Below are 26,403 nucleotides of genomic sequence, written 5' to 3'. Positions count from 1 at the left end.
CATTATGCGTGTGGTTCTCAGGAGACCTGCAATGAACCTCTGGCAACAAAACTATGACCCGGCGGGTAATATCTGGCTTTCCAGCCTGATCGCATCGCTCCCAATCCTGTTCTTCTTTTTCGCCCTGATTAAACTCAAGCTGAAAGGCTATGTTGCCGCTTCGTGGACGGTGGTTATCGCGCTCGCCGTCGCGCTGCTGTTCTATAAAATGCCGGTCGATCACGCGCTGGCATCGGTCGTGTATGGCTTCTTCTACGGGCTATGGCCGATAGCCTGGATAATCATCGCCGCGGTCTTTGTCTATAAAATTTCGGTCAAGACCGGGCAGTTTGACATTATTCGCTCGTCAATTCTGTCGATTACCCCCGACCAGCGTCTGCAAATGCTGATTGTCGGCTTCTGCTTCGGCGCGTTCCTTGAAGGCGCGGCAGGTTTCGGAGCGCCGGTGGCGATAACCGCCGCGCTGCTGGTGGGTCTGGGCTTTAATCCGCTGTATGCGGCAGGGCTGTGCCTGATTGTAAACACCGCGCCAGTCGCCTTTGGCGCGATGGGGATCCCGATTCTGGTTGCCGGACAGGTCACGGGCCTGGACAGCTTTGAAATCGGTCAGATGGTCGGTCGTCAGCTACCGTTCCTGACCATTATCGTCCCGTTCTGGATTATGGCGATTATGGACGGCTGGCGCGGCGTGAAAGAAACCTGGCCTGCGGTGATGGTCGCTGGCGGCTCGTTTGCTATCGCCCAGTATCTCAGCTCCAACTTTATCGGGCCGGAACTGCCGGACATCATCTCTTCACTGGTGTCTCTGGTGTGTCTGACGCTGTTCCTCAAACGCTGGCAGCCGGTACGCATCTTCCGCTTCGGCGATATGGGCGCGTCGCAGGTCGATCAGACGCTGGCCCGCACCCGCTATACGACAGGGCAAATTGTTCGTGCCTGGTCGCCGTTTCTGTTCCTGACCGCCACGGTCACTCTCTGGAGCGTACCGCCGTTTAAAGCGTTGTTTGCCCCCGGCGGCGCGCTGTATGACTGGGTAATTAACGTTCCGGTACCGTATCTCGATAAACTGGTCGCCCGTATGCCGCCGGTCGTACACGAAGCGACCGCTTACGCGGCGGTGTATAAATTTGACTGGTTCTCCGCCACCGGCACGGCGATCCTGTTTGCCGCGCTGTTGTCTATCGTCTGGCTGAAAATGAAGCCCTCAGCCGCAATCCAGACCTTTGGCAGCACGCTGAAAGAGCTGGCGTTGCCGATTTACTCCATCGGCATGGTGCTGGTGTTCGCGTTTATCTCGAACTATTCCGGGCTTTCCTCCACGCTGGCGTTAGCGCTGGCGCACACCGGCAGCGCCTTCACGTTCTTCTCGCCGTTCCTCGGCTGGCTGGGTGTCTTCCTGACCGGGTCCGACACCTCATCTAACGCGCTGTTTGCCTCTCTACAGGCTACCGCGGCGCAGCAAATCGGCGTCTCTGATGTGCTGATGGTGGCGGCGAACACCACTGGAGGCGTAACCGGGAAGATGATCTCGCCGCAGTCTATCGCCATCGCCTGCGCGGCGGTGGGACTGGTAGGGAAAGAGTCCGATCTGTTCCGTTTTACCGTCAAACACAGCCTGATCTTCACCTGTATGGTGGGCGTGATCACTACGCTTCAGGCCTATGTTTTAACCTGGATGATTCCGTGATTGTGATGCCAAAACGCCTGTCAGACGAGATTGCCTCTCGCGTGCGGGCGCTGATTGAAGAACAAAACCTGGAAGCGGGCATGAAATTGCCCGCCGAGCGCCAGTTGGCTCTACAGCTTGGCGTATCACGCAACTCTTTACGCGAAGCGCTGGCGAAGCTGGTCAGTGAAGGCGTGCTGGTGAGTCGTCGCGGCGGCGGGACATTTGTCCGCTGGCAGCACGAAACCTGGTCTGAACAGAATATCGTGCAACCGCTGAAAATGCTGATGGCGAACGATCCGGACTACAGTTTCGACATTCTGGAGGCCCGCCACGCCATTGAAGCCAGTACGGACTGGCACGCCGCCATGCGTGCCACCGCTGCCGACAAAGAGAAAATCAGACTCTGCTTTGATGCGACGCTCAGCGAAGACCCGGATCTCGCCTCCCAGGCCGACGTGCGCTTTCATCTGGCGATCGCGGAAGCCTCGCACAATGTGGTGCTGTTGCAAACCATGCGCGGTTTCTTCGACGTCCTGCAATCCTCCGTCAAACAGAGTCGCCAGCGTATGTATCTCGTTCCGCCCGTATTCTCAAAGCTGACGGAACAACACCAGGCAGTGATGGACGCCATTCTGGACGGTAACGCCGAGGGCGCGCGTAAAGCGATGATGGCGCACCTCAGTTTTGTCCACACCACGATTAAACGATTTGATGAAGACCAGGCCCGCCAGGCGCGTATTACCCGCCTGCCCGGCGACCATAATGAGATGACCAGGGAGAATAAATCATGATTATTTCAGCAGCCAGCGATTATCGCGCCGCAGCTCAGCGCACGTTGCCTCCTTTCCTCTTCCACTACATCGACGGCGGCGCGTATGCGGAATATACCCTGCGCCGAAATGTGGAAGACCTGTCGCAAGTCGCTCTGCGCCAGCGCGTGCTGAAAAATATGTCCGATTTAAGCCTGGAAACGACCCTGTTTAACGAAACGTTGTCGATGCCGGTGGCATTAGCGCCGGTAGGCCTGTGCGGCATGTACGCCCGTCGCGGCGAAGTACAGGCCGCCGCCGCCGCAGACGCAAAGGGCATTCCGTTCACCCTTTCCACCGTCTCCGTCTGTCCGATAGAAGAAGTTGCACCAACCATTAAGCGCCCGATGTGGTTCCAGCTTTATGTGCTGCGTGACCGGGGCTTTATGCGCAACGCGCTTGAACGTGCGAAAGCGGCGGGTTGCTCCACGCTGGTCTTTACCGTGGATATGCCAACGCCGGGCGCGCGCTACCGTGACGCCCACTCCGGGATGAGCGGCCCAAACGCCGCCATGCGCCGTTACTGGCAGGCGGTGATGCACCCTAAATGGGCGTGGGATGTCGGCCTGAACGGTCGCCCGCATGATTTAGGCAATATTTCCGCCTATCTGGGTAAACCGACCGGCCTTGAGGACTATATCGGCTGGCTGGCAAATAACTTCGATCCGTCCATCTCCTGGAAAGATCTGGAGTGGATACGCGAATTCTGGGACGGCCCAATGGTGATCAAAGGGATCCTCGATCCAGAAGATGCCCGCGATGCGGTACGTTTCGGCGCTGACGGTATCGTGGTGTCGAATCACGGCGGCCGCCAGCTCGATGGCGTGCTCTCTTCCGCCCGCGCCCTGCCCGCCATTGCCGATGCGGTGAAAGGCGATATCGCCATTCTGGCGGATAGCGGGATCCGTAACGGGCTGGATGTCGTGCGTATGATTGCGTTGGGGGCCGATACCGTACTGCTGGGTCGGGCCTATCTCTACGCGCTGGCGACGGCAGGAAAAGCGGGTGTCGCCAATCTGCTGGACCTGATCGAGAAAGAGATGAAAGTCGCTATGACCCTGACCGGCGCGAAAACCATTAGCGAAATCAGTGGCGATTCACTGGTGCAGGAACTGGGGAAAAGTTTGCCCGCCGCGCTGGCGCCAATGAGCAAAGGCGATACCGCCTGAACGCCTGGCGCGTGAGAGCCCGGTAAATTTCTGCTATTCTGCCCCCCCGCATTTAAGGGGGCATCATGCTTAACATCGTACTCTTCGAACCAGAAATCCCGCCGAATACCGGCAACATCATTCGTCTTTGCGCCAATACCGGCTTTCGTCTGCACATCATCGAACCGATGGGGTTTACCTGGGATGATAAGCGCTTACGCCGCGCAGGGCTGGACTATCACGAATTCGCCGCGGTTCAGCGCCATCACGATTATGCCGCCTTTGTCGCCGCCGAAAACCCGCAGCGCCTGTTTGCGTTGACGACAAAGGGCACGCCCGCCCATAGCGCCGTAAGCTATCAGGATGGCGATTATTTGATGTTTGGCCCGGAAACGCGCGGCCTGCCCGCCAGCATTCTCGATGCGTTGCCTAAAGAGCAGAAGATTCGCATTCCGATGATGCCGGATAGCCGTAGCATGAACCTGTCGAATGCGGTGTCGGTGGTGGTGTATGAAGCGTGGCGCCAGTTAGGATACTCCGGCGCGGTATTACGGTCGTAATATATTCAATGCCGGATGGCAGCTGACGCCTGATCCGGCCTGGCCGATCCCGATGGCATGTTCCCGTTTATGCGGACTCTCGCTCAATCAAATGAAAGCCAATATCCACAATAGCTTCTGCGCACGGTTTCTGTTCAATACGATCGGCCAACAGCGTAGCGGCGCGCTGGCCAATGGCGCGTCTGTCAACGCTTACGGTAGTAATTGACGGTCGATTGCTGGCGGCAAAATCAAGGTCGCCAAAACCAATAACCGCTAAATCATGCGGGATGCGCAAACCACGGCTTTCCGCCTCCATCATCGCCCCCTGGGCCAGGGTATCAGAACTGCAAACAATGACATCAAACGTCCCTTCGTCAAAAAGCTGGCTTAAACCGCTGCGCCCCAGCGAAAGCGATGCCGGAAGGGGGACATCTACCTGCGGTACGGCATGAATAGCGTGGCGTTGAAGAACACTACATAACCCCTGCTTACGTTGCGCGGCTCGGCGATCGGCGGTCCACAACAAGCCGGGACGACGATAGCCCTTACTCAAAAGATACTCCCCCGTCGCCTGCCCGACTTTTTCATGGGAAAAACCGACCAGCATATCAAGCGGCGTGGGCGTTAAGTCCCAAATTTCCACCACCGGAATAGCCGCGTTCAGGATGACCTTTTTCAGTTCTATCGTGTGATGGATCCCGGTAAGCACCACGCCATCGGGGCGGCGGGAAAGCAGTGTCGCCACCAACTCCGCTTCCGTTTGTTCGGTATATCCCGCCACGCACAGCAATATGTGATATCCGCGTCGGGCCAGTTCATCGCTCAGTGACTGGATGGTATCGACAAACATGTTGTTGTTAATTTGCGGCACGACGACAGCGATTAATTTACTCCGTCGCGACGCCAGACCACCGGCTAACGCGTTGGGTATGTAGCCTGTGACGCGAACCGCCTGCATGACTTTCTCAACCGTTTTGGGGCGAACCAGTTGTGGCGAATTCAATGCCCGGCTGACTGTCATCGGAGACAGCCCGGCGCTACGTGCTACATCTTCCAGCGTCGGCGCACGAGGTGATTTGGTTCTCTTCACGTCTGATGCCCCTGCAAAGATTGGCTGATTTATCCGCGCATTATTCATCATGCCTGCGGCTATTGCCAGCTTCGCATCAGGAAAGGCCGTAAATACAGTAGCTTATCAAGCTCAGTCATTACAAAATGATAGCGCCATCATTTTGTATTATGCATTTCCCCAGATATTTTTGGATCGTGATCCATTTTGCAATAAATCCTGCTTTTTATACGACATATGTGATCAAATGTTCAAATCAACATCAACTTTCTGGATCCTGCGTTCGCTTAATAATAAAAATGTTAGCGCAATCATTTTGTGATTATCAGGAGAAAAAAATGGCTTTAAGCGCGAATTCCGACGCCGTAACGTATGCAAAAGCGGCGAATACCAGAACCGCGGCAGAAACCGGCGATCGTATCGAATGGGTGAAGCTATCACTGGCTTTTCTACCGCTGGCGACGCCAGTGAGTGACGCGAAGGTACTGACCGGGCGCCAGAAACCTTTGACCGAAGTGGCAATCATCATTGCCGAAATCCGCAGTCGCGACGGCTTTGAGGGCGTTGGTTTTAGCTACTCCAAACGTGCTGGCGGCCAGGGTATTTATGCTCACGCCAAAGAGATAGCCGATAATCTACTGGGCGAAGATCCCAATGATATCGACAAAATATACACCAAGCTGCTGTGGGCCGGAGCCTCGGTGGGGCGTAGCGGGATGGCGGTACAGGCTATCTCCCCTATCGATATCGCCCTATGGGATATGAAGGCTAAACGTGCCGGTCTGCCACTGGCAAAACTGTTGGGCGCGCACCGCGACTCCGTTCAGTGTTACAACACCTCAGGGGGGTTCTTGCATACACCGCTCGATCAAGTGCTGAAAAATGTGGTGATTTCCCGCGAAAATGGCATTGGCGGTATTAAGTTGAAAGTCGGACAACCCAACTGCGCTGAGGATATTCGCCGCTTAACCGCAGTACGTGAAGCGCTTGGGGATGAGTTCCCGTTAATGGTTGACGCTAACCAGCAGTGGGATCGCGAAACGGCTATCCGCATGGGGCGTAAAATGGAACAGTTCAATCTTATCTGGATTGAAGAACCATTAGATGCTTACGACATTGAAGGCCACGCCCAGCTTGCCGCCGCGCTGGATACGCCTATCGCCACCGGGGAAATGCTGACCAGTTTCCGGGAACACGAGCAGTTGATTCTGGGCAATGCCAGCGATTTCGTTCAGCCAGATGCGCCGCGTGTCGGCGGTATCTCTCCGTTCCTGAAGATTATGGATCTGGCGGCGAAACACGGGCGTAAGCTGGCGCCGCACTTTGCGATGGAAGTACACCTGCACCTTTCCGCAGCGTATCCCCTGGAGCCGTGGCTGGAACATTTCGAGTGGCTGAACCCATTATTCAACGAGCAACTTGAGCTGCGCGATGGCCGCATGTGGATTTCCGATCGTCATGGTCTGGGTTTCACGCTCAGTGAACAAGCGCGCCGCTGGACACAATTAACATGTGAATTTGGCAAACGCCCTTAACCCGACTGGCGGGAATCCGTCCCGCCTCTCTTACCTTACAGGATGCATTCTGCCCTTATCTGAGGAGTAGATAATGAACACAATAATAAAGCGCACAAAAGTGCGTCATACCATTCTTATATTTTTATTTCTTGCTACCGTATTTAATTATGCGGATCGCGCAACTCTATCCGTAGTTGCCCCAATAATGAATAAAGTATTAGGTTTTGATCCGGAAGCGATGGGCCTGGCCTTCTCCTCATTTGGTATTGCCTATGTCATTATGCAACTACCCGGCGGTTGGCTATTAGACCGCTACGGTTCACGACTGGTTTACGGTTGCGCATTGATTGGCTGGTCGTTAGTAACCATGTTTCAGGGAACGATCTATCTGTATGGCAGCCCATTAATTGTACTGGTTATTCTACGTCTGCTGATGGGCGCGATTGAAGCGCCTGCCTTTCCGGCGAACAGTCGTTTAAGCGTACAATGGTTTCCCAATAATGAACGAGGTTTCGTTACTTCAGTTTATCAGGCTGCGCAATATATCTCGCTGGGCATTATCACCCCGCTAATGACGATCATTCTGCATAATTTAAGCTGGCATTTTGTCTTCTATTATATTGGCGCTATTGGCGTGATGCTCGGTATATTCTGGTTAATGAAAGTCAAAGATCCGATGCACCATCCAAAAGTTAATCAAGCGGAAATTGACTATATTCGTAGCGGTGGTGGCGAGCCCTCTCTGGGCTGTAAAAAGGAGCCGCAGAAAATAACGTTCGCGCAGATTAAAACCGTCTGTGTTAACCGGATGATGATCGGTGTTTATATCGGGCAATTCTGCGTCACCTCTATCACCTGGTTCTTCCTGACCTGGTTCCCGACCTATCTGTACTAGGCGAAAGGCATGTCGATTCTGAAAGTCGGTTTTGTGGCCAGTATTCCAGCCATTGCCGGTTTTATTGGCGGCCTGCTCGGCGGCGTGTTCTCCGACTGGCTACTCAAACGCGGCTATAGCCTTACCGTCGCGCGGAAACTGCCTGTTATCTGCGGTATGTTGCTCTCTTGCGTAATTGTGATCGCCAACTACACCTCTTCAGAATTTGTGGTCATTGCGGCGATGAGTCTGGCCTTTTTTGCCAAAGGGTTTGGTAACCTGGGCTGGTGCGTACTCAGCGACACCTCGCCGAAGGAAGTTCTGGGTATTGCCGGCGGCGTATTTAACATGTGCGGCAATATGGCAAGCATCGTTACGCCGCTGGTCATCGGCGTGATTCTTGCCAATACTCAGTCGTTCGACTTTGCCATTTTATACGTTGGCTCGATGGGACTTATTGGTCTCATTTCATATCTGTTTATCGTCGGCCCGCTGGATCGCATTACGCTGACATCATCCGCAGCCTGATTGTCCACATTGCGAATTCTTCGCTCCGCTGTTCCGGGATTGCACTCCATCGGAACAGCGTTTTTTAGTTGTACCGCGCAATTCAGATGCCGTCGCCATACTCAAACGTATGGTGTAGCCCGTTGAAATGCTGGTCCATATCCATCGACGGCTTATCGCTGCCCGGCTTGCCGACAATACGCGCCGGAACGCCTGCGGCGGTAGTGTGCGGCGGGACAGGCTGTAAAACGACGGAACCTGCGCCAATTTTCGCGCCGCGCCCCACCTCGATATTGCCAAGAATTTTCGCGCCCGCGCCAATCATCACGCCTTCGCGGATTTTAGGATGACGATCGCCGCTCGTTTTCCCGGTACCGCCCAGGGTGACGGATTGCAAGATCGACACATCATCTTCAATAACCGCCGTCTCCCCCACCACAATACCGGTGGCATGGTCGAGCATAATCCCGCGGCCAATTTTCGCTGCCGGGTGAATATCCACCTGAAACGAGACCGAAACCTGATTTTGCAGGAAGATAGCCAGCGCGCGGCGACCTTTATTCCACAACCAGTGACCAATGCGGTAGGCCTGTAGCGCATGAAAGCCTTTCAGATATAACAGCGGCGTGGAGTATTTATCCACCGCCGGATCGCGAGTGCGCACGGCCTGAATATCGCAGGCTGCCGACGCGATCATTTCCGGGTCGGCGGCATAGGCTTCTTCAACTACTTCACGGATAGCGATAGCGGGCATGATGGGCGAAGCCAGTTTATTTGCCAGCATATAGCTCAGCGCACTGCCCAGATTTTCATGCTTGAGTAGCGTGGCGTGATAAAAACTGGCCAACATAGGCTCACAGTCAGCTAAAGCGCGGGCTTCAGCTTTAATATTCTTCCAGACGATTTCCAGTTCTTCACACGGCATGGCTTACTCCAGACGGGCAGAAAACGACCAACCCGTTCTGTGCGGGTTGGGTCGTTTATGCAAACAGTTCCTTACGGCTAGTGGCGACTCAGCTCTTCCTTGCGGGCGCGACCTAATAACGTTAATGCTGCCTCGCGCGCGTTTTTTCCGCAATACAATACTTGATAAATTTCCTCGGTTATTGGCATTTCAACACCAAAACGGTGCGCCAATTCACGAACTTCTTTCGTATTGCGATAGCCTTCGACCACCTGGCCAATCTTATCCTGCGCGCCTTTAACGTCCATGCCCTGGCCAAGCATCATGCCAAAACGACGGTTGCGCGACTGGTTGTCGGTACAGGTCAGCACCAGATCGCCTAAACCCGCCATCCCCATAAAGGTGGCGGGATCGGCACCAAGCGCTGCGCCAAGCCGCGACATTTCGGTCAGTCCACGCGTGATTAGCGCCGTGCGGGCGTTCGCGCCGAAGCCGATGCCGTCAGACATCCCCGCGCCAATCGCAATCACGTTTTTCACCGCGCCGCCAAGCTGCACGCCGATAAAATCCGCATTGATATAGACGCGAAAACTTTTTCCGCAGTGCAACAGTTGCTGGAGATCGTCGGCAAAGGTCTCATCGGTTGAGGCCAGCGAGATTGCCGTCGGCAAACCCGCCGCCAGCTCTTTAGCGAACGTCGGACCGGAAATCACCGCCAGCGGGATTTGATCGCCTAACGCCTCGCGAGCGACATCCTGCAACAGGCGCCCCGTTTCCGCTTCCAGGCCTTTGGTCGCCCATACCAGACGCGCATCCGGACGCATCAGCGGTTTAATCTGCCGCAGCACGTCGCTGAAAACATGGCTTGGCACCACCACCAGAATGTTACGACTGGCCGCCAGCGCGGTTGCTAAGTCGCTTTCCAGGTGTAACGTATCGGGAAAAGGCACATCGGGAAGGAACGCGACGTTGCAGCGATCGTGCTCCAGGGTCGCGATATGTTTTGGGTCGTGGCCCCACAGGACAACCTGGTGGCCGTTTCTCGCCAGAGTGATGGCAAGAGCGGTGCCGTACGAGCCGGCACCGATGACTGTCATTGACGCATTACTTTGGTTCATCAGGCATCCTGATGTTCTTCAGTACCTTCGCCAGCCTGCTGCTGCAAATAGTTCATGAACAGCGCATCAAAGTTGACCGGCGCAAGGTTCAGTTGCGGGAACGTACCGCGTGAAACCAGGCTGGTGATGCACTCGCGAGCATACGGGAACAGAATGTTCGGGCAGTATGCACCCAGGCAATGCGCCATCTGAGTACCTTCAATACCGCTGATGGAGAAAATACCGGCCTGCTGAACTTCGCACAGGAACGCGGTTTCTTCCCCCAGGGAAGCCGTTACGGTAACACGCAGCACAACTTCATAAACGTCATCCGCCAGTTGGGAAGATGCCGTATCAAGATCCAGTTTAACCTCTGGCTGCCAATCTTTCTGGAAAACATGCGGTGCGTTTGGCGCTTCGAAAGAAACATCCTTGGTATAGATACGTTGGATCTGGAAAGCCATTTCAGTGTTATTTTGTTCTGACATGTGTAAAACCCTTTAGTGTTGTCCTTAAATACTTGAGTACGCCTTAACGCAACAGCGGATCCAGTCCACCACGCGCATCCAGCGCATACAAGTCGTCACAACCGCCAATGTGCTGTGCATCAATAAAAATTTGCGGAACCGTCGTTCGGCCACTACGTTTGATCATCTCTTCACGCTTCACGGCGTCGCCGTCAATCGCAATTTCCTGGAAACTCACGCCCTTGCTGTTTAACAGCGCCTTTGCACGATGGCAAAACGGGCAGGTTGCTTTGGTGTAGATTTCAATATTGGCCATGACTTCGCTCCTGTTTTTTTACCCGATGGATTTCATGTCGACGCAAAGGCAAGTCATTCCCCTTGCGCCATGAAAACGACGGGTAATCACTTACCGCGCACCAGAGGCAGATTCTCGCCGCTCCAGCCTGCTACGCCTTCTTTCAACACAAAGACCTTTTCAAAGCCGGCTTTTGTCAGCGCGTTAGCGGATTCCTGGCACTGCATACCAGAACCGTCGACCACGATAATCGGCTTGTCTTTGTGCTTTTCCAGTTCGCCAACATTGTTGGCTTTGATTTCGCTCGGCAGCAAATTAGTCGCGCCAGCGATATGGCCTTTACGGAAATCGTCACGTTGACGTAAATCCACAACAACGGCGTCCTCTTTGTTGATAAGGCGCGTGGCTTCGCCGCGTGTAATCACCTTAACTTTTGAAGTCAGACCTTTGAACGTGGTAAATAAAACCGCCACCAGTAACGCAATCCAGGCGATACTCAGTATGGGATGACGGCCAACAAATTGCATAATTTCTTGCATGGGGGGTAACAACTCCCGACGTAGTGATTAAAAAACCAGGAAAGGAGTATACCTGCGCAGTGGCGCAAATACAGCCAGAGCGTGCACTGGAATGCATTTTTGCGGGGCGCTACGAAAAAAAATCACGCTATTACTTGCCTTCTCACGCCAGCGCGATCCCTTTCTTTGATCTTCTGAGGCTATTTTATCGATTCAGCTGTAGTAAAATTACGCAATTATTTTGTCTATTGAGTATGAGGTTGTCGCAATGTCGGTTTCTAAAAAACCTATGGTACTGGTGATTCTGGATGGCTACGGCTACCGTGAAGAACAGCAGGATAACGCTATCTTAAACGCCAAAACCCCGGTGATGGATGCTCTGTGGGCAAAACGTCCGCATACCCTGATCGACGCATCCGGTCTGGAAGTGGGTCTGCCTGACCGCCAGATGGGCAACTCCGAAGTGGGCCACGTTAACCTGGGCGCAGGCCGCATCGTTTATCAGGACCTGACGCGTCTGGACGTTGAAATTAAAGAACGTACTTTCTTTGCTAACCCAGTCCTGACCAATGCGGTAGACCAGGCGAAAAACGCCGGTAAAGCGGTTCATATTATGGGTCTGCTGTCCGCGGGCGGCGTCCACAGCCACGAAGATCACATTATGGCGATGGTGGAGCTGGCCGCAGAGCGCGGCGCAGAAAAAATCTATCTGCACGCCTTCCTCGATGGTCGCGACACGCCGCCGCGCAGCGCTGAAGCCTCGCTGAAAAAATTCGAAGACAAATTCGCCGCGCTGGGCAAAGGCCGCGTGGCGTCTATCGTCGGTCGTTACTACGCTATGGACCGCGACAACCGTTGGGATCGCGTGGAAAAAGCGTATGATCTGATGACCCTGGCGCAGGGCGAATTCCAGGCAGATACCGCTGTGGCTGGCCTGCAGGCCGCTTACGCTCGTGATGAAAACGATGAGTTTGTCAAAGCGACCGTTATCCGCGCCGAGGGCCAGGCTGATGCGGCGATGGAAGACGGCGACACGCTGATTTTCATGAACTTCCGCGCTGACCGCGCGCGCGAAATTACCCGCGCTTTCGTTAATGCTGATTTCGACGGCTTTGCGCGTAAGAAAGTGGTTAATCTGAACTTCGTGATGCTGACCGAATACGCCGCCGACATCAAAACTGCCGTTGCCTACCCACCAGCGTCGCTGGCGAATACCTTTGGCGAATGGATGGCGAAAAACGACAAAACTCAGCTGCGTATTTCCGAAACGGAAAAATATGCGCACGTAACCTTTTTCTTTAACGGCGGCGTAGAAGAACCGTTTGCTGGCGAAGAGCGCATTCTGATCAACTCCCCGAAAGTGGCCACTTATGACCTGCAACCGGAAATGAGCTCTGCAGAATTGACTGAAAAATTGGTCGCGGCGATCGAAAGCGGTAAGTACGACACCATCATTTGTAACTATCCAAACGGCGATATGGTCGGTCATACCGGCGTGATGGAAGCCGCCATCAAAGCGGTTGAAGCGTTGGATAACTGCATTGAACAGGTAACAAAAGCGGTTGAGTCCGTTGGTGGACAACTGTTGATTACCGCGGACCACGGCAACGCGGAGCAGATGCGCGATCCGGCGACCGGTCAGGCGCATACCGCCCACACCAACCTGCCGGTGCCGCTGATTTATGTCGGCGAGAAAAACGTGAAGGCGGTTGAAGGCGGCAAACTTTCAGACATTGCGCCTACCATGCTGTCGCTGATGGGGATGGAAATCCCGCAAGAGATGACTGGTAAGCCGCTGTTCATCGTGGAATAATCCCTCCCCATGAGGGGAAAGGCGATTAACACCATTCAACAGGCCGTGAAACTAAAAACGTTTTCAGTCAGGCCTTTGTTCTACGCCAGCGTACTTAGCGCTGGCGTATTGTTGTGCGCCTTTTCCGCCCACGCGGATGACCGTGATCAACTCAAATCTATTCAGGCCGATATCGCCGCGAAAGAACGCGACGTACGCCAGCAGCAGCAACAGCGCGCCAGCCTCCTGGCACAACTGAAAGCCCAGGAAGAGGCCATCTCGGCCGTAGCGCGTAAGCTGCGCGAAACGCAAAGCACTCTGGATCAGTTAAACGCGCAAATTGATGAGATGAACGCCTCAATTGCCAAACTGGAGCAGCAAAAAGCCAGCCAGGAGCGTAATCTCGCCGCGCAGTTGGACGCCGCTTTCCGCCAGGGCGAACACACCGGCATTCAGCTTATTCTTAGCGGAGAAGAGAGCCAGCGTGGGCAACGCCTGCAGGCCTACTTCGGCTATCTGAACCAGGCGCGCCAGGAGACTATCGCCGAACTGAAGCAGACTCGCGAACAGGTCGCCACGCAAAAAGCCGAGCTGGAAGAGAAGCAAAGCCAACAACAAACGTTGCTGTATGAGCAGCGCGCCCAACAGGCGAAGCTGGAGCAGGCGCGTAATGAACGTAAGAAAACGCTTGCCGGACTGGAGTCGTCTATTCAGCAAGGCCAGCAACAGTTAAGCGAACTGCGCGCCAACGAATCACGCCTACGCAACAGTATCGCGCGGGCGGAAGCGGCGGCCAAAGCGCGAGCGGAGCGTGAAGCCCGCGAAGCGCAGGCGGTACGCGATAAGCAGCAGGAAGCCTCGCGTAAAGGCAGCACCTATAAGCCGACGGAAAGCGAGCGTTCGCTAATGTCCCGCACCGGCGGTCTGGGCGCGCCTCGCGGTCAGGCATACTGGCCGGTACGCGGCCCGATATTGCATCGCTATGGCGAACGGCTGCAGGGTGAGCTACGTTGGAAGGGGATGGTGATCGGCGCGTCGGAAGGCACCGAGGTCAAAGCCATCGCCGACGGCAGGGTGATTCTGGCGGACTGGCTGCAAGGCTATGGCCTGGTGGTGGTCGTGGAGCATGGTAAAGGCGATATGAGCCTTTACGGCTATAATCAGAGCGCGCTGGTCAGCGTAGGCGCGCAGGTACGCGCCGGACAACCTATCGCCCTTGTGGGCAGTAGCGGCGGTCAGGGCAGACCTTCGCTTTATTTCGAAATTCGTCGCCAGGGTCAGGCCGTCAATCCACAGCCGTGGTTGGGAAGATAAGTTTTGCCTCAGTTTCGTCGCTCCATTCTCACGCTGGCCACTTTGCTGGCGTTTGCACATCCCGTTTTCGCTGGCAAGCTCGCCATCGTGATTGATGATTTTGGCTATCGCCCGCACACGGAAAACCAGGTTCTGGCGCTGCCGCCAAACATCTCCGTCGCCGTACTGCCCAACGCGCCGCACGCGCGCGAAATGGCAACTAAAGCGCACAATAGCGGGCATGAGGTGTTAATCCATCTGCCGATGGCGCCGCTAAGCAAACAGCCGCTGGAGAAGGATACGCTGCGACCAGATATGAGCAGCGATGAGATCGAGCGCATTATCCGCGAGGCGGTAAACAACGTGCCGTATGCCGTCGGGCTTAATAACCACATGGGCAGCGCAATGACCTCCAGCCTGTTCGGTATGCAAAAAGTTATGCAGGCGCTGGAACATTACAATCTCTATTTTCTCGACAGCATGACGATTGGCAATAGCCAGGCGATGCGCGCGGCATCCGGTACGGGTGTGAAAGTGATCAAGCGTAAAGTGTTCCTCGACGATACGCAAAACGAGGCGGATATCCGCCGTCAGTTTAATCGCGCTATCGAACTGGCCCGTCGCAACGGTTCCGCTATCGCGATTGGTCATCCGCATCCCGCAACGGTTCGCGTGCTGCAACAGATGGTTTATCGCCTGCCGGCGGATATCACCCTGGTACGTCCAGGCAGCCTGCTCAACGAACCGCAGGTAGATACGTCCCGACCTGGTGTGACGCCGCAGAAAATTGACGCGCCGCGCAATCCCTTCCGCGGCGTGAAGATGTGCAAGCCGAAAAAACCGCTGCAACCGGTCTACGCTACGCGCTTTTTCAGCGTCATCGGCGAGAGCATTACGCAAAGTTCCGTGGTTGTCTGGTTTCAGCACCAGTGGCAAGGCTGGGGGAAAATCGCCGCGCCTAAAAACGTGAGCGCTAAGACAGATTGAGCGCCTTACGGGCCATACGACGGTGTGACAAGGTTTTGTCGCGCCATTGCCACAGCCGGAAAGACCAGAGCAGCGTCTGATAAGCCGCTTTCGCGCTGCGGACGTTAGCCATCATCCGTCTATACATGCCAGAAGTAAAAATTTCGGCAATCATACGCTGGCGGGTCAAAATATCAGGCTCTTTACGTACCGCATGACAAACGCGTAACGCTTCCCAGGTAATTTGCTGGCGAAACTCCGGGTAAATCGGAATACGCCGGGCATAATCACGATTGAGCTTTTCTAATAACCGCGTAATTTTAATATAATGCCGCTGATAATTAAGATTTTTACTGCCTTGTCTTTGCAAACGGCTTACCGAATTATCATGCAGGAAATATTTATATAATGATTGTTCGGTATAACGTACGCGCGTGGCATTAAACATAACTTCCGTCGACCATAATATGTCCTGATGATGTAGTCCGGGAACGAAAGTAATATTGTTATCGGTAATTAACGCACGTCGATAAACGCCCATCCAGACAACATGCGTCCAGCGCCGCGAGGCCAACGCCATACGCAACCAATCCGGTCCGCTTAATACCCCGGTGGAGCGCAGGCGATCGGTCGGAATAGATTGCCAGGCGTGCCCGGTTTTTCGGACGCACCAGTCCGCGTTGCACTGCGCAACGTCCAGATCATCGTTAAGCGCCATGGTCATCAGCGTTTCATACATCTTCGGGTAGACCAGGTCATCTGCATCGACAAAGGCGACATAATCGCCGGTCGCTGCTTGCAGGCCAAGATTACGGGCGACAGATGCGCCAGCATTGGCCTGATGAAGCAGTCGAACATGCGGGTAATGTTCCGCGTAATGTTTTGCTATCTCAACGGAATGATCCGTCGATCCATCATTCACAATAATAATTTCCAGCGCCGACCACGTTTGCGCGATTAATGACGCCATGCAAGCATTAAAATCCGCTCCCGCATTATATAACGGGACAATGATACTCACTTTGGTTTTACTATTTTTCATAACGATTACCAGAAAAACCTTAATTTACCCTGCCTTTATACTGTGGCTCTATTAAGAAACTATTAAGCCGCCATAATTAATTTTTACAGTAAAAAGCAAGCACAAAACTCAGAGTAGAGCGTTACGTTAGCGAGTAAAATAAGAGTAAAGCGCAATTACGAATGCTTGATGTCTATGACAATTCTTTACGGCTTTCCAGATTTTCCCTAACAAAAAAGGTTGGCGAATGACACCAACCTTTTACGATGAAACGTATATCAGACCCGATAAATATCATCGGGTCTCTATACATATTAATCCCAGCTCAGAATAACTTTTCCTGACTGGCCTGAACGCATGGCGTCAAAACCTTTCTGGAAATCATCAATAGAGAAACGATGGGTGATAATCGGTGACAAATCCAGACCGGACTGGATCAGCGCCGCCATTTTGTACCACGTTTCGAACATCTCACGACCATAAATACCTTTAATGAACAAGCCCTTAAAGATAACTTTTGTCCAGTCGATAGACATATCTGATGGCGGAATCCCCAGCATCGCAATACGACCGCCGTGATTCATAGTGTCCAGCATGGTACAAAACGCCGGCGGCGCGCCGGACATCTCCAGACCCACATCGAATCCTTCGGTCATTCCCAGCTCCGCCATGACGTCGTTCAGGCTCTCTTTCGCGACGTTGACCGCGCGGGTGACGCCCATTTTGCGCGCCAGCTCCAGACGGTATTCATTGACGTCAGTAATCACCACATGACGCGCGCCAACATGTTTCGCCACCGCGGCGGCCATTACGCCGATTGGCCCCGCCCCCGATACCAGTACATCTTCGCCGACAAGATCGAAAGACAGCGCCGTATGCACCGCATTACCAAACGGGTCGAAAATAGAGGCTAAATCATCAGAAATGTTATCCGGGATTTTAAACGCATTGAGCGCCGGGATGACCAGATATTCCGCGAAGCAGCCGGGACGGTTGACGCCCACGCCGGTGGTGTTGCGACACAGGTGAGTACGACCACCACGGCAGTTGCGGCAATGACCGCAGGTGATATGACCTTCGCCGGAGACGCGATCGCCGATTTTAAAGCCTTTCACTTCCTGACCGATGCCGACCACTTCGCCGACATATTCATGCCCCACGACCATCGGAACCGGGATGGTTTTTTGCGACCAGTCATCCCAGTTATAGATGTGAACGTCAGTACCGCAGATGGCTGTTTTACGGATTTTAATCAGCAAATCGTTATGGCCGACTTCCGGTTCCGGAACGTCGGTCATCCAGATGCCCTCTTCCGCTTTCAGTTTGGATAACGCTTTCATCTTACATCCTCAGGCAATCACGCCCAGTTGTTTACCAATACGCGTGAACGCGTCTACCGCACGCGTAATTTGCTCAGGCGTATGCGCCGCAGACATCTGGGTACGAATACGCGCCTGACCTTTTGGTACGACCGGATAGAAGAAACCGGTAACGTAAATGCCCTCTTTTTGCAGTTCGCGGGCAAATTTCTGCGCGACAACCGCATCTCCCAGCATTACCGGGATGATGGCGTGATCCGCGCCTGCCAGCGTAAATCCCGCGGCAGACATCTGCTCACGGAACTGCCGGGCGTTCGCCCACAAGCGATCGCGCAGTTCTGCGCCCGCTTCCACCATCTCCAACACTTTAATAGAAGCCGCCACGATTGCCGGCGCCAGGGAGTTGGAGAACAGATATGGGCGGGAACGCTGACGCAACCACTCAACGACCTCTTTACGCGCCGCGGTATAACCGCCGGATGCGCCGCCTAACGCTTTGCCCAGCGTACCGGTAATAATATCTACGCGGCCCATTACGTCGCAGTATTCATGGGAACCGCGACCGTTTTCGCCGACAAAGCCTACCGCGTGAGAATCATCAACCATCACCAGCGCATCGTATTTATCGGCCAGATCACAGACGCCTTTCAGATTGGCGATGACGCCATCCATTGAGAACACCCCGTCGGTGGCGATCAGGACATGACGCGCGCCGGCCTCACGCGCCTCTTTCAGCCGCGCTTCCAGCTCTGCCATATCGTTGTTGGCATAGCGATAGCGCTTCGCTTTACACAAACGCACGCCGTCAATGATAGACGCGTGGTTCAGCGCGTCGGAGATAATGGCGTCTTCCGCGCCCAGCAACGTCTCAAACAAGCCGCCGTTAGCGTCGAAACAGGAGGAATACAGAATCGCATCTTCCATGCCGAGGAAGCTTGCCAGCTTTTGCTCCAGCGCTTTGTGGCTGTCCTGGGTGCCGCAGATAAAACGCACGGACGCCATACCGAAACCGTGGCTGTCCATACCCGCTTTTGCGGCATTAATCAGCTCAGGGTGATTCGCCAGCCCGAGATAGTTATTGGCGCAAAAGTTAATAACGTGGCTTCCATCCGCCACGGTGATATCCGCCTGCTGCGCAGACGTAATAATGCTCTCTTCTTTAAACAATCCTTCCGCCCGGGCGGTTTCCAGATCGTTGGTTAACTGTTTGTAAAAATCCCCACGCATTGCGATTCTCCAGACTGGGCAAATTTCAGCACATATTACCCAAAGCGATACGTTGATACGAGATGACGCGTCATCACTTCTTTAAAATGCAGCATAAATCACGCGTATCCTCACGGGTTATCAGTGAATGGATGAATAGTGTTATGATAAGAGCATTCATGTCTGAGACAGTCTCTGACACCATAATTCAAAGGTTACAGTTATGATCATCGTTACCGGCGGCGCGGGCTTTATCGGCAGCAATATCGTTAAGGCCCTGAATGATAAAGGTATCACCGATATTCTGGTGGTGGATAACCTGAAAGACGGCACCAAGTTTGTAAACCTGGTGGATCTGAACATTGCTGACTATATGGATAAGGAAGATTTCCTGATCCAGATTATGTCCGGAGAAGAGCTCGGCGATATCGAAGCTATTTTCCATGAAGGCGCCTGCTCTTCCACCACCGAGTGGGACGGCAAGTATATGATGGATAATAACTATCAATACTCCAAAGAGCTCCTGCACTATTGTCTTGAACGCGAAATCCCGTTCCTCTACGCCTCTTCTGCCGCCACCTATGGCGGTCGCACGTCTGATTTCATCGAATCGCGCGAATACGAAAAACCGCTTAACGTTTACGGCTATTCTAAATTCCTGTTTGATGAATATGTGCGCCAGATCCTGCCAGAAGCGAACTCGCAGATTGTCGGTTTCCGCTATTTCAACGTCTATGGACCACGTGAAGGCCATAAAGGCAGCATGGCAAGCGTGGCATTTCATCTGAATACACAGTTAAACAACGGCGAAAGCCCGAAACTGTTTGAAGGCAGCGAAAACTTCAAGCGCGACTTCGTTTACGTGGGCGATGTGGCCGCCGTTAACCTGTGGTTCCTGGAAAGCGGCAAGTCCGGCATCTTTAACCTGGGCACAGGCCGTGCGGAATCTTTCCAGGCCGTCGCCGACGCGACGCTGGCATACCATAAAAAAAGCAGCATTGAATACATTCCGTTCCCGGATAAGCTGAAAGGTCGCTATCAGGCGTTTACGCAGGCGGATTTAACCAATCTGCGCAACGCGGGCTACGACAAACCCTTTAAGACCGTCGCCGAAGGCGTCACGGAGTATATGGCCTGGCTGAACCGCGACGCGTAAGTATGAAAATTTTGGTCATTGGCCCGTCCTGGGTGGGCGACATGATGATGTCGCAAAGTCTCTATCGCACGCTTAAAGCGCGCTATCCCCAGGCGATAATCGACGTGATGGCGCCAGCCTGGTGTCGTCCGTTGTTATCGCGTATGCCGGAAGTTAACGAGGCGATACCCATGCCGCTGGGCCACGGCGCGCTGGAAATCGGCGAGCGCCGTAGATTGGGCCATAGCCTGCGTGAGAAGCGCTACGATCGCGCCTGGGTGCTGCCAAATACGTTTAAATCGGCGCTGGTTCCTTTCTTTGCCAATATCCCGCACCGTACCGGCTGGCGCGGCGAAATGCGCTATGGCCTGCTGAACGATGCGCGCGTCCTTGATAAAGACGCCTGGCCGCTGATGGTGGAGCGCTACGTGGCGCTGGCCTATGACAAGGGGGTGATGCGCACGGCGAAAGATCTGCCGCAGCCGCTACTCTGGCCACAGCTCCTGGTTAGCGAGGGTGAAAAGTCGTTGATACGCAGCGACTTTTCGCTATCTTCTGAACGTCCTCTGATCGGCTTTTGCCCCGGCGCGGAATTTGGCCCGGCAAAACGTTGGCCGCACTATCACTACGCCGAACTGGCAAAGCAGCTCATTAACGAAGGGTACCGGGTCGTACTGTTTGGCTCGGCAAAAGACCATGAAGCCGGAAATGAGATCCTGGCGGCGCTGAATAGCGAGCAGCAGGCATGGTGTCGCAACCTGGCGGGGGAAACCCAGCTGGAACAGGCCGTCATTCTGATAGCCGCCTGTAAAGCCATCGTCACCAACGATTCCGGGCTGATGCACGTCGCGGCGGCGCTCGACCGCCCGCTGGTCGCCTTGTATGGCCCAAGTAGCCCGGATTTCACGCCACCGCTGTCTCATAAGGCCCGGGTGATTCGTCTCATTACGGGTTATCACAAAGTGCGTAAAGGCGATACGGCGCAAGGCTATCACCAGAGCCTGATCGATATCACGCCGCAGCGGGTTCTGGAAGAGCTTCATTCGCTGTTGTCGGAAGAGGGCGTTTAATGCGGGTTTTGATCGTTAAAACATCATCGATGGGCGACGTATTACATACCCTGCCTGCGCTTACCGACGCGCAACAGGCTATTCCAGGGATTCAATTTGACTGGGTTGTCGAAGAAGGGTTTGCGCAAATTCCGTCCTGGCACAGTGCTGTCGATCGCGTGATTCCCGTCGCTATTCGCCGTTGGCGCAAAGCCTGGTTTTCCGCGCCCATTAAAGCGGAACGCACAGCCTTTCATCGGGCGGTATGCGCATACCAATACGACGCTGTGATTGATGCGCAGGGGCTGGTGAAAAGCGTGGCGCTGGTGACGCGTCTGGCGCATGGGATAAAGCACGGTATGGACTGGAGTACTGCCCGCGAACCGCTGGCCAGCCTGTTTTATAACCGTAAACACCATATCGCAAAGCAACAACATGCGGTTGAGCGGACGCGCGAGCTGTTCGCCAAAAGCCTGGGATACGATAAACCGCAGTCGCAGGGCGATTATGCCATCGCAAAACATTTTCTGCATTGCCAGCAGGCGGTCAGCGATCCATATGCGGTATTTTTACATGCCACGACCCGCGATGATAAACACTGGCCGGAAGCAAACTGGCGCGAGCTTATCGGTATGGTGGGCAACACCGGATTACGGATAAAACTTCCCTGGGGCGCGCCTCATGAGGAGGCCCGGGCTAAACGACTGGCCGAAGGCTTTGACTATGTGGATGTGTTACCGCGCATGAGCCTGGAGGAGGTCGCCAGAGTGCTGGCTGGCGCAAAATTTGTCGTATCGGTTGATACCGGCCTGAGCCATCTCACCGCCGCGCTCGACAGACCGAATATTACGCTATATGGCCCAACGGACCCTGGGTTAATTGGAGGTTATGGGAAGAACCAAATGGCATGCTGCTCACCAGAAAAAAACCTGGCGAATTTAGATGCCACAAGCGTATTTGGAAAGATTCATTAAAGAGACACTGTCTCATCCCAAACCTATTGTGGAGAAAAGATGCTAACCACATCATTAACGTTAAATAAAGAGAAATGGAAACCGATCTGGAATAAAGCGCTGGTTTTTCTTTTTGTTGCCACGTATTTTCTGGATGGTATTACGCGTTATAAACATTTGATAATCATACTTATGGTTATCACCGCGATTTATCAGGTCTCACGCTCACCGAAAAGTTTCCCCCCTCTTTTCAAAAATAGCGTATTTTATAGCGTAGCAGTATTATCATTAATCCTTGTTTATTCCATACTCATATCGCCAGATATGAAAGAAAGCTTCAAGGAATTTGAAAATACGGTACTGGAGGGTTTCTTATTATATACTTTATTAATTCCCGTACTATTAAAAGATGAAACAAAAGAAACGGTTGCGAAAATAGTACTTTTCTCCTTTTTAACAAGTTTAGGACTTCGCTGCCTTGCAGAGAGTATTCTGTATATCGAGGACTATAATAAAGGGATTATGCCATTCATAAGCTATGCGCATCGACATATGTCCGATTCCATGGTTTTCTTATTTCCAGCATTATTGAATATTTGGCTGTTTAGAAAAAATGCAATTAAGTTGGTTTTTTTGGTGCTTAGCGCCATCTACCTTTTCTTTATCCTGGGAACCCTATCGCGAGGGGCATGGTTGGCGGTGCTTATAGTAGGTGTTCTGTGGGCAATACTGAACCGCCAATGGAAGTTAATAGGAGTTGGTGCCATTTTATTAGCCATTATCGGCGCTTTGGTTATCACTCAACATAATAACAAACCAGACCCAGAACATTTACTGTATAAATTACAGCAGACAGATAGCTCATATCGTTATACTAACGGAACCCAGGGCACCGCGTGGATACTGATTCAGGAAAACCCGATCAAGGGCTACGGCTATGGTAATGATATGTATGATGGTGTTTATAATAAACGCGTTGTCGATTATCCAACGTGGACCTTTAAAGAATCTATCGGTCCGCATAATACCATTCTGTACATCTGGTTTAGTGCAGGCATATTGGGTCTGGCGAGCCTGGCCTATTTATATGGCGCTATCATCAGGGAAACAGCCAGCTCTACCTTCAGGAAAGTAGAGATAAGCCCCTACAATGCTCATCTCTTGCTATTTTTATCTTTCGTCGGTTTTTATATCGTTCGTGGCAATTTTGAACAGGTCGATATTGCTCAAATTGGTATCATTACTGGTTTTCTGTTGGCGCTAAGAAATAGATAAAAAAAACGCGCTGATACTTATTACGGTATCAGCGCGTTTTCCATCGTCCGGACTCAATCACTTATCAAACCAGCTTTTCATCTGCTCCTCGAAACGCTGAGCTACATTTTCCCAACTGTATTTTGAAAACACCAGGGATTTTGCTTTTTCGGCAATCTGGTGGCGTTCCTTATCAGCAAGCGCACGGTTAATATCATTAATTATACTGTCGCTCGACATAGGTTCTGCGAGGTGATAGCCCGTTATGCCATCTAACACAAATTCGCTAATCCCCCCTTTTTTGCTGGAAAGAACCGCTTTTCCTGCTGCCATCGCTTCTACAGCCACCATGCAAAATGCTTCTTCAACCTGAGATGGCACAATAACCAGATCGGCTATATGATAGAAGTTATGCATCTGGTCAGGAGATTGCCCCCCAGCCATAATACAATCAGTTCCAATCTCTTTTGCGGCGTCCAGTACTTTCTTTTGATACTCTGCTTTTTCACCCTTGCGGCTTGCATAAGGATCGCCAACAACGACAAGTTTAATATTACTTCTTAAGGTACGTAATTTTTTGAACGCCTGCAAAAGCAACAGGATGCCTTTATCAGGCGAAATTCTCCCGGCATATAAGAGAACGGTGGCATCTTCCGCAATATTTAATTGCTGACGGAGGTTATTTTGTGGGTTTCTTTTATAAGTCTCAGCACAAAAACCATTAGGCACAATACTAACAGCAGCGGCGGGCAATCTTTCTTCATAAAACGCTTTAAGAAACTGACTGGGCACGATAATTTTTGCATCCTTATCAGGAAGTTCTGGTTCAAATGCGTTATGCATGTGCATAACCAGTTTTGCATTCGGATTGCGCTCTCTGATCTGCCGATACAGTTTCATACTATTATGAATAACAATGACGCTATCTTCCTGGGTAGTCACTTTATCTCTAATATTAAGGACGCGCTGGGAATAGGGTAGTGGGTCGAGACGAGTCCATTTCTGAAAAAGACGCTTATAAACTTTACTAAACCCGATGTAATGAATATCACAGTTATCGTTTATTTTATTATATTCAGGATAGCCAGCATTCTTTATACAAGCAATAGCATTCGGTATTGATAGTCGTTTTGCAACCTGGTAAATCCAGGTTTCTACCGCAGCCGCGCCACGTGGAGGAATTGAAAATATAGGAGTAACAGTAAATATGATTTTTTTAATCATAATAGCTATAATCCAGAATAGTTAACTTTATAGAAAAAGAAATGTTATAGAAAAAGAAATGCGTGCCGAAGCAACTCAAAATAATGATGTATCTAGTGTCTAGACAATTTTATCGTAATATATTTCATCCTCAAGTTCCGAGGCTGTAATATATGGAATAATATCGTAATGAATTGCAGTATCATCTGATAAATTAAAGATATTTAAATCACTCACATTTTTTCTCATAAAAGTAAAAAATGGCAGTATTTTAAACAGGTCTTTACTAAGCTCAGATGGCATAGGGCTGGTAGATTCGTCATAGAAACGTGGGCAACTCCCTGTTAAGTCAAGCCCAGAACATATAATACGGCCATACTTGAGGGAATAAGCAACCTGAATAGCGGTATAAGCAATAGTATGGCAAGAGCAATACCCGATGCTGATATCCTTGCAAAATCCAGCCAGTCGCCCTCTTTTCGAAAGGGGAACTGAAATAAGTAATGCTTTATGAACCCGCTTGAGGATATTAAATTTAATTTTCTTTAAAAAGCCCCCTTTTTCTCGGCGATAAAAGGAGCGAATAATTAAACAGTTTTCTTCAATATATTTTTGATCATCCACTGAAGCCTGTTCGTACACATCAAGATTGACGATAGTAAACTGACTGTTACGGCTAAAGTTATAAAAATCTTCGCGCCGGCGATGGAGGAAGCGAACATCCGTCAGAAGGTACAAAAATGGCTTGACGTTATTGTTTAGCAAATATTGAACAGAACCATTGACTGCAATGACATCTTTCATTCGTAACAAGGACAGCGGCGTCTTTCTGGACGTAGGACCAGAAAGAAAAATAATACAATCTTCAGCCGTTCTTTTCGCAATAAGTTGCAGAACATCGGCGTGAGTTATGAAGTTAACGCTGCCCATAAAAAACTCGTATTTTTATCATGCAACCTATAAATAAATGTTATATTCAATAACTAATATTACATCTCAAATTCTCTCAAGTATGTCATAACGCTGCAGCAAATAAAAGTCAGTCAGTCCCTTAAATTAAACCAAACGTGCTACATTGATCAGCGCTTTTCCTTACCCTTAATACGACGCAAGAAATTTCGAAGTTTTTTCTTATAAATCAATAAGTAAAATCCGATATCTCTCACATTATTTTTGATACCATAATGTCTTTCTAAATCAATACGATCCTTTGCTTTTCGTTGTCTGGAAGGTCTTTTTCCGGACAAATCGATAATTCTGATCTCATTGCCTTGCAGGATAAAGTTACCTTTATGGGGATCGCCCGAAACCATACCATGCTGATGCAGAGAATATATCGACTGTTTGATTTTCCCTCTCACCTCGTCAGAAATTTCTGGCATATCAACAAGTTCAATACCTTCAATATACTCAATTATCATCACGTATGTTTTTACATAGCGTAATGTTTTAATTTCCGCCAGCAGGTAAAAATCATTAAGCGCCGTAAACCCTTCTCGCCGAACACGATCTGTCTGATGAAAAAGCTTTTCGTAGTAATCTCCTTTTACTAACGATTTGAAAAATCGTTCAGTATTTTTTACTTTTGGACTAAATACCTTGAGAATATATTTTTCGTAGTCTGTATTAATCAATACAACTTTTGTATCTTCTATATTACGGAAGACTTTAATAACCTGATGATTATAAGATAGAAAATCTTTGAATATCTCAATGTATTTTTCACCGTCTTTTTTGACAAAGACGGTATAGTTTTTAATCTTTTTTTCAATAATCATAATAGAGATTTAGGCAGG

24 protein-coding genes and 1 pseudogene are annotated in these 26,403 nt (G+C 51.6%); 13 read left to right on the top strand and 12 right to left on the bottom strand.

Going from position 1 to position 26,403, the window contains the following annotated elements:
• Positions 1–31: 31 nt before the first annotated feature.
• The 4 genes from lldP to trmL all read left to right on the top strand — a co-directional run bounded on the left by lldP (position 32) and on the right by trmL (position 4,186).
• Entirely contained in the window at positions 32–1,687 is a 1,656-nt protein-coding gene (lldP, locus tag ACQ29O_RS00715) for an L-lactate permease (protein WP_001055311.1), read from the top strand.
• Entirely contained in the window at positions 1,684–2,460 is a 777-nt protein-coding gene (gene lldR, locus ACQ29O_RS00710; RefSeq protein WP_000636698.1) for a transcriptional regulator LldR, read from the top strand. Before lldP ends, lldR begins: the two co-directional genes overlap by 4 nt.
• Positions 2,457–3,647 carry an FMN-dependent L-lactate dehydrogenase LldD gene (gene lldD, locus ACQ29O_RS00705; RefSeq protein ID WP_000586995.1) on the top strand — a complete coding sequence of 397 codons (1,191 nt, stop codon included), beginning with the start codon at positions 2,457–2,459 and terminating at the stop codon, positions 3,645–3,647. The genes lldR and lldD overlap by 4 nt, the downstream gene beginning before the upstream one ends.
• Before the next feature lie 65 nt (positions 3,648–3,712).
• The gene (trmL, locus tag ACQ29O_RS00700) at positions 3,713–4,186 is read left to right on the top strand and encodes a tRNA (uridine(34)/cytosine(34)/5-carboxymethylaminomethyluridine(34)-2'-O)-methyltransferase TrmL (protein ID WP_000932336.1); all 474 of its coding nucleotides are present in this window, start codon (positions 3,713–3,715) and stop codon (positions 4,184–4,186) included.
• Positions 4,187–4,253: 67 nt separating this feature from the next.
• Here trmL and ACQ29O_RS00695 read toward each other — a convergent pair whose 3' ends face one another.
• Positions 4,254–5,258 carry a LacI family DNA-binding transcriptional regulator gene (locus tag ACQ29O_RS00695; RefSeq protein WP_001537635.1) on the bottom strand — a complete coding sequence of 335 codons (1,005 nt, stop codon included), beginning with the start codon at positions 5,256–5,258 and terminating at the stop codon, positions 4,254–4,256.
• 317 nt (positions 5,259–5,575) lie between these two features.
• Between ACQ29O_RS00695 and ACQ29O_RS00690 the strand changes: the two genes are divergently transcribed.
• Both ACQ29O_RS00690 and ACQ29O_RS00685 read left to right on the top strand, forming a co-directional pair.
• Positions 5,576–6,772: an L-talarate/galactarate dehydratase gene (locus tag ACQ29O_RS00690; protein ID WP_001218249.1), complete on the top strand. Its 1,197-nt coding sequence runs from the start codon at positions 5,576–5,578 to the stop codon at positions 6,770–6,772.
• 73 nt (positions 6,773–6,845) lie between these two features.
• Positions 6,846–8,156: pseudogene (locus ACQ29O_RS00685) on the top strand (MFS transporter).
• A gap of 82 nt (positions 8,157–8,238) precedes the next feature.
• Here ACQ29O_RS00685 and cysE read toward each other — a convergent pair.
• The 5 genes from cysE to ACQ29O_RS00660 form a co-directional block, all read right to left on the bottom strand.
• Complete coding sequence (gene cysE, locus ACQ29O_RS00680) at positions 8,239–9,060, bottom strand: serine O-acetyltransferase (RefSeq protein ID WP_001112114.1); 822 nt, start codon at positions 9,058–9,060, stop codon at positions 8,239–8,241.
• 77 nt (positions 9,061–9,137) lie between these two features.
• Positions 9,138–10,157, bottom strand: coding sequence for an NAD(P)H-dependent glycerol-3-phosphate dehydrogenase (gene gpsA / locus ACQ29O_RS00675; RefSeq protein WP_001076596.1), 1,020 nt, complete (start codon positions 10,155–10,157; stop codon positions 9,138–9,140).
• Complete coding sequence (gene secB, locus ACQ29O_RS00670; protein WP_000003370.1) at positions 10,157–10,624, bottom strand: protein-export chaperone SecB; 468 nt, start codon at positions 10,622–10,624, stop codon at positions 10,157–10,159. Before secB ends, gpsA begins: the two co-directional genes overlap by 1 nt.
• A 43-nt stretch (positions 10,625–10,667) precedes the next feature.
• A complete protein-coding gene (grxC, locus tag ACQ29O_RS00665; protein ID WP_001273795.1) occupies positions 10,668–10,919 on the bottom strand; it encodes a glutaredoxin 3 in 252 nt (83 codons plus the stop codon).
• Positions 10,920–11,005: 86 nt separating this feature from the next.
• Positions 11,006–11,437: a rhodanese-like domain-containing protein gene (locus ACQ29O_RS00660; protein ID WP_001156179.1), complete on the bottom strand. Its 432-nt coding sequence runs from the start codon at positions 11,435–11,437 to the stop codon at positions 11,006–11,008.
• Positions 11,438–11,684: 247 nt separating this feature from the next.
• On the opposite strand from ACQ29O_RS00660, the gene gpmM reads away from it, so the two are divergent.
• The 3 genes from gpmM to ACQ29O_RS00645 are packed head-to-tail and all read left to right on the top strand — an operon-like array spanning position 11,685 to position 15,488.
• Positions 11,685–13,229, top strand: a complete 1,545-nt coding sequence (gpmM, locus tag ACQ29O_RS00655; RefSeq protein WP_000116576.1) for a 2,3-bisphosphoglycerate-independent phosphoglycerate mutase — start codon at positions 11,685–11,687, stop codon at positions 13,227–13,229.
• Between the two features lie 33 nt (positions 13,230–13,262).
• Positions 13,263–14,522, top strand: coding sequence for a murein hydrolase activator EnvC (gene envC / locus ACQ29O_RS00650; protein WP_231849108.1), 1,260 nt, complete (start codon positions 13,263–13,265; stop codon positions 14,520–14,522).
• A 3-nt stretch (positions 14,523–14,525) separates the two neighbouring features.
• Complete coding sequence (locus ACQ29O_RS00645; protein ID WP_001135519.1) at positions 14,526–15,488, top strand: divergent polysaccharide deacetylase family protein; 963 nt, start codon at positions 14,526–14,528, stop codon at positions 15,486–15,488.
• Here ACQ29O_RS00645 and ACQ29O_RS00640 read toward each other — a convergent pair.
• The 3 genes from ACQ29O_RS00640 to kbl form a co-directional block, all read right to left on the bottom strand.
• Positions 15,475–16,509, bottom strand: coding sequence for a glycosyltransferase (locus ACQ29O_RS00640; RefSeq protein WP_000798202.1), 1,035 nt, complete (start codon positions 16,507–16,509; stop codon positions 15,475–15,477). The two genes, ACQ29O_RS00645 and ACQ29O_RS00640, sit on opposite strands and share 14 nt — an antisense overlap.
• 293 nt (positions 16,510–16,802) lie before the next feature.
• Positions 16,803–17,828, bottom strand: coding sequence for an L-threonine 3-dehydrogenase (gene tdh / locus ACQ29O_RS00635; RefSeq protein ID WP_000645994.1), 1,026 nt, complete (start codon positions 17,826–17,828; stop codon positions 16,803–16,805).
• Between the two features lie 9 nt (positions 17,829–17,837).
• Positions 17,838–19,034 (bottom strand): glycine C-acetyltransferase, encoded by a 1,197-nt coding sequence (gene kbl, locus ACQ29O_RS00630; RefSeq protein ID WP_001213799.1) that lies wholly within the window; start codon positions 19,032–19,034, stop codon positions 17,838–17,840.
• Between the two features lie 202 nt (positions 19,035–19,236).
• Between kbl and rfaD the strand changes: the two genes are divergently transcribed.
• The 4 genes from rfaD to rfaL are packed head-to-tail and all read left to right on the top strand — an operon-like array spanning position 19,237 to position 23,425.
• Positions 19,237–20,169, top strand: coding sequence for an ADP-glyceromanno-heptose 6-epimerase (gene rfaD, locus ACQ29O_RS00625; RefSeq protein ID WP_000587775.1), 933 nt, complete (start codon positions 19,237–19,239; stop codon positions 20,167–20,169).
• Positions 20,170–20,171: 2 nt separating this feature from the next.
• Entirely contained in the window at positions 20,172–21,218 is a 1,047-nt protein-coding gene (gene rfaF, locus ACQ29O_RS00620; RefSeq protein ID WP_000699205.1) for an ADP-heptose--LPS heptosyltransferase RfaF, read from the top strand.
• A complete protein-coding gene (rfaC, locus tag ACQ29O_RS00615; RefSeq protein ID WP_001264619.1) occupies positions 21,218–22,171 on the top strand; it encodes a lipopolysaccharide heptosyltransferase RfaC in 954 nt (317 codons plus the stop codon). Before rfaF ends, rfaC begins: the two co-directional genes overlap by 1 nt.
• Positions 22,172–22,210: 39 nt before the next feature.
• Positions 22,211–23,425, top strand: coding sequence for an O-antigen ligase RfaL (rfaL, locus tag ACQ29O_RS00610; protein ID WP_000958456.1), 1,215 nt, complete (start codon positions 22,211–22,213; stop codon positions 23,423–23,425).
• Between the two features lie 57 nt (positions 23,426–23,482).
• On the opposite strand, the gene ACQ29O_RS00605 is transcribed toward rfaL, so the two are convergent.
• The 3 genes from ACQ29O_RS00605 to rfaY all read right to left on the bottom strand — a co-directional run bounded on the left by ACQ29O_RS00605 (position 23,483) and on the right by rfaY (position 26,385).
• Complete coding sequence (locus tag ACQ29O_RS00605) at positions 23,483–24,628, bottom strand: lipopolysaccharide N-acetylglucosaminyltransferase (RefSeq protein ID WP_001747197.1); 1,146 nt, start codon at positions 24,626–24,628, stop codon at positions 23,483–23,485.
• 99 nt (positions 24,629–24,727) lie between these two features.
• Complete coding sequence (gene waaZ / locus ACQ29O_RS00600) at positions 24,728–25,537, bottom strand: 3-deoxy-D-manno-oct-2-ulosonate III transferase WaaZ (protein WP_000536017.1); 810 nt, start codon at positions 25,535–25,537, stop codon at positions 24,728–24,730.
• A gap of 149 nt (positions 25,538–25,686) precedes the next feature.
• Entirely contained in the window at positions 25,687–26,385 is a 699-nt protein-coding gene (gene rfaY / locus ACQ29O_RS00595) for a lipopolysaccharide core heptose(II) kinase RfaY (protein ID WP_000582808.1), read from the bottom strand.
• Positions 26,386–26,403: the final 18 nt, after the last annotated feature.

Source organism: Salmonella sp. GDC200615 (assembly GCF_050574145.1).
In the GTDB taxonomy this organism is placed as follows: domain Bacteria; phylum Pseudomonadota; class Gammaproteobacteria; order Enterobacterales; family Enterobacteriaceae; genus Salmonella; species Salmonella enterica.
The sequence above is the reverse complement of the archived record's forward strand: the minus strand, read 5'-3'. Positions and strand labels throughout refer to the sequence as shown.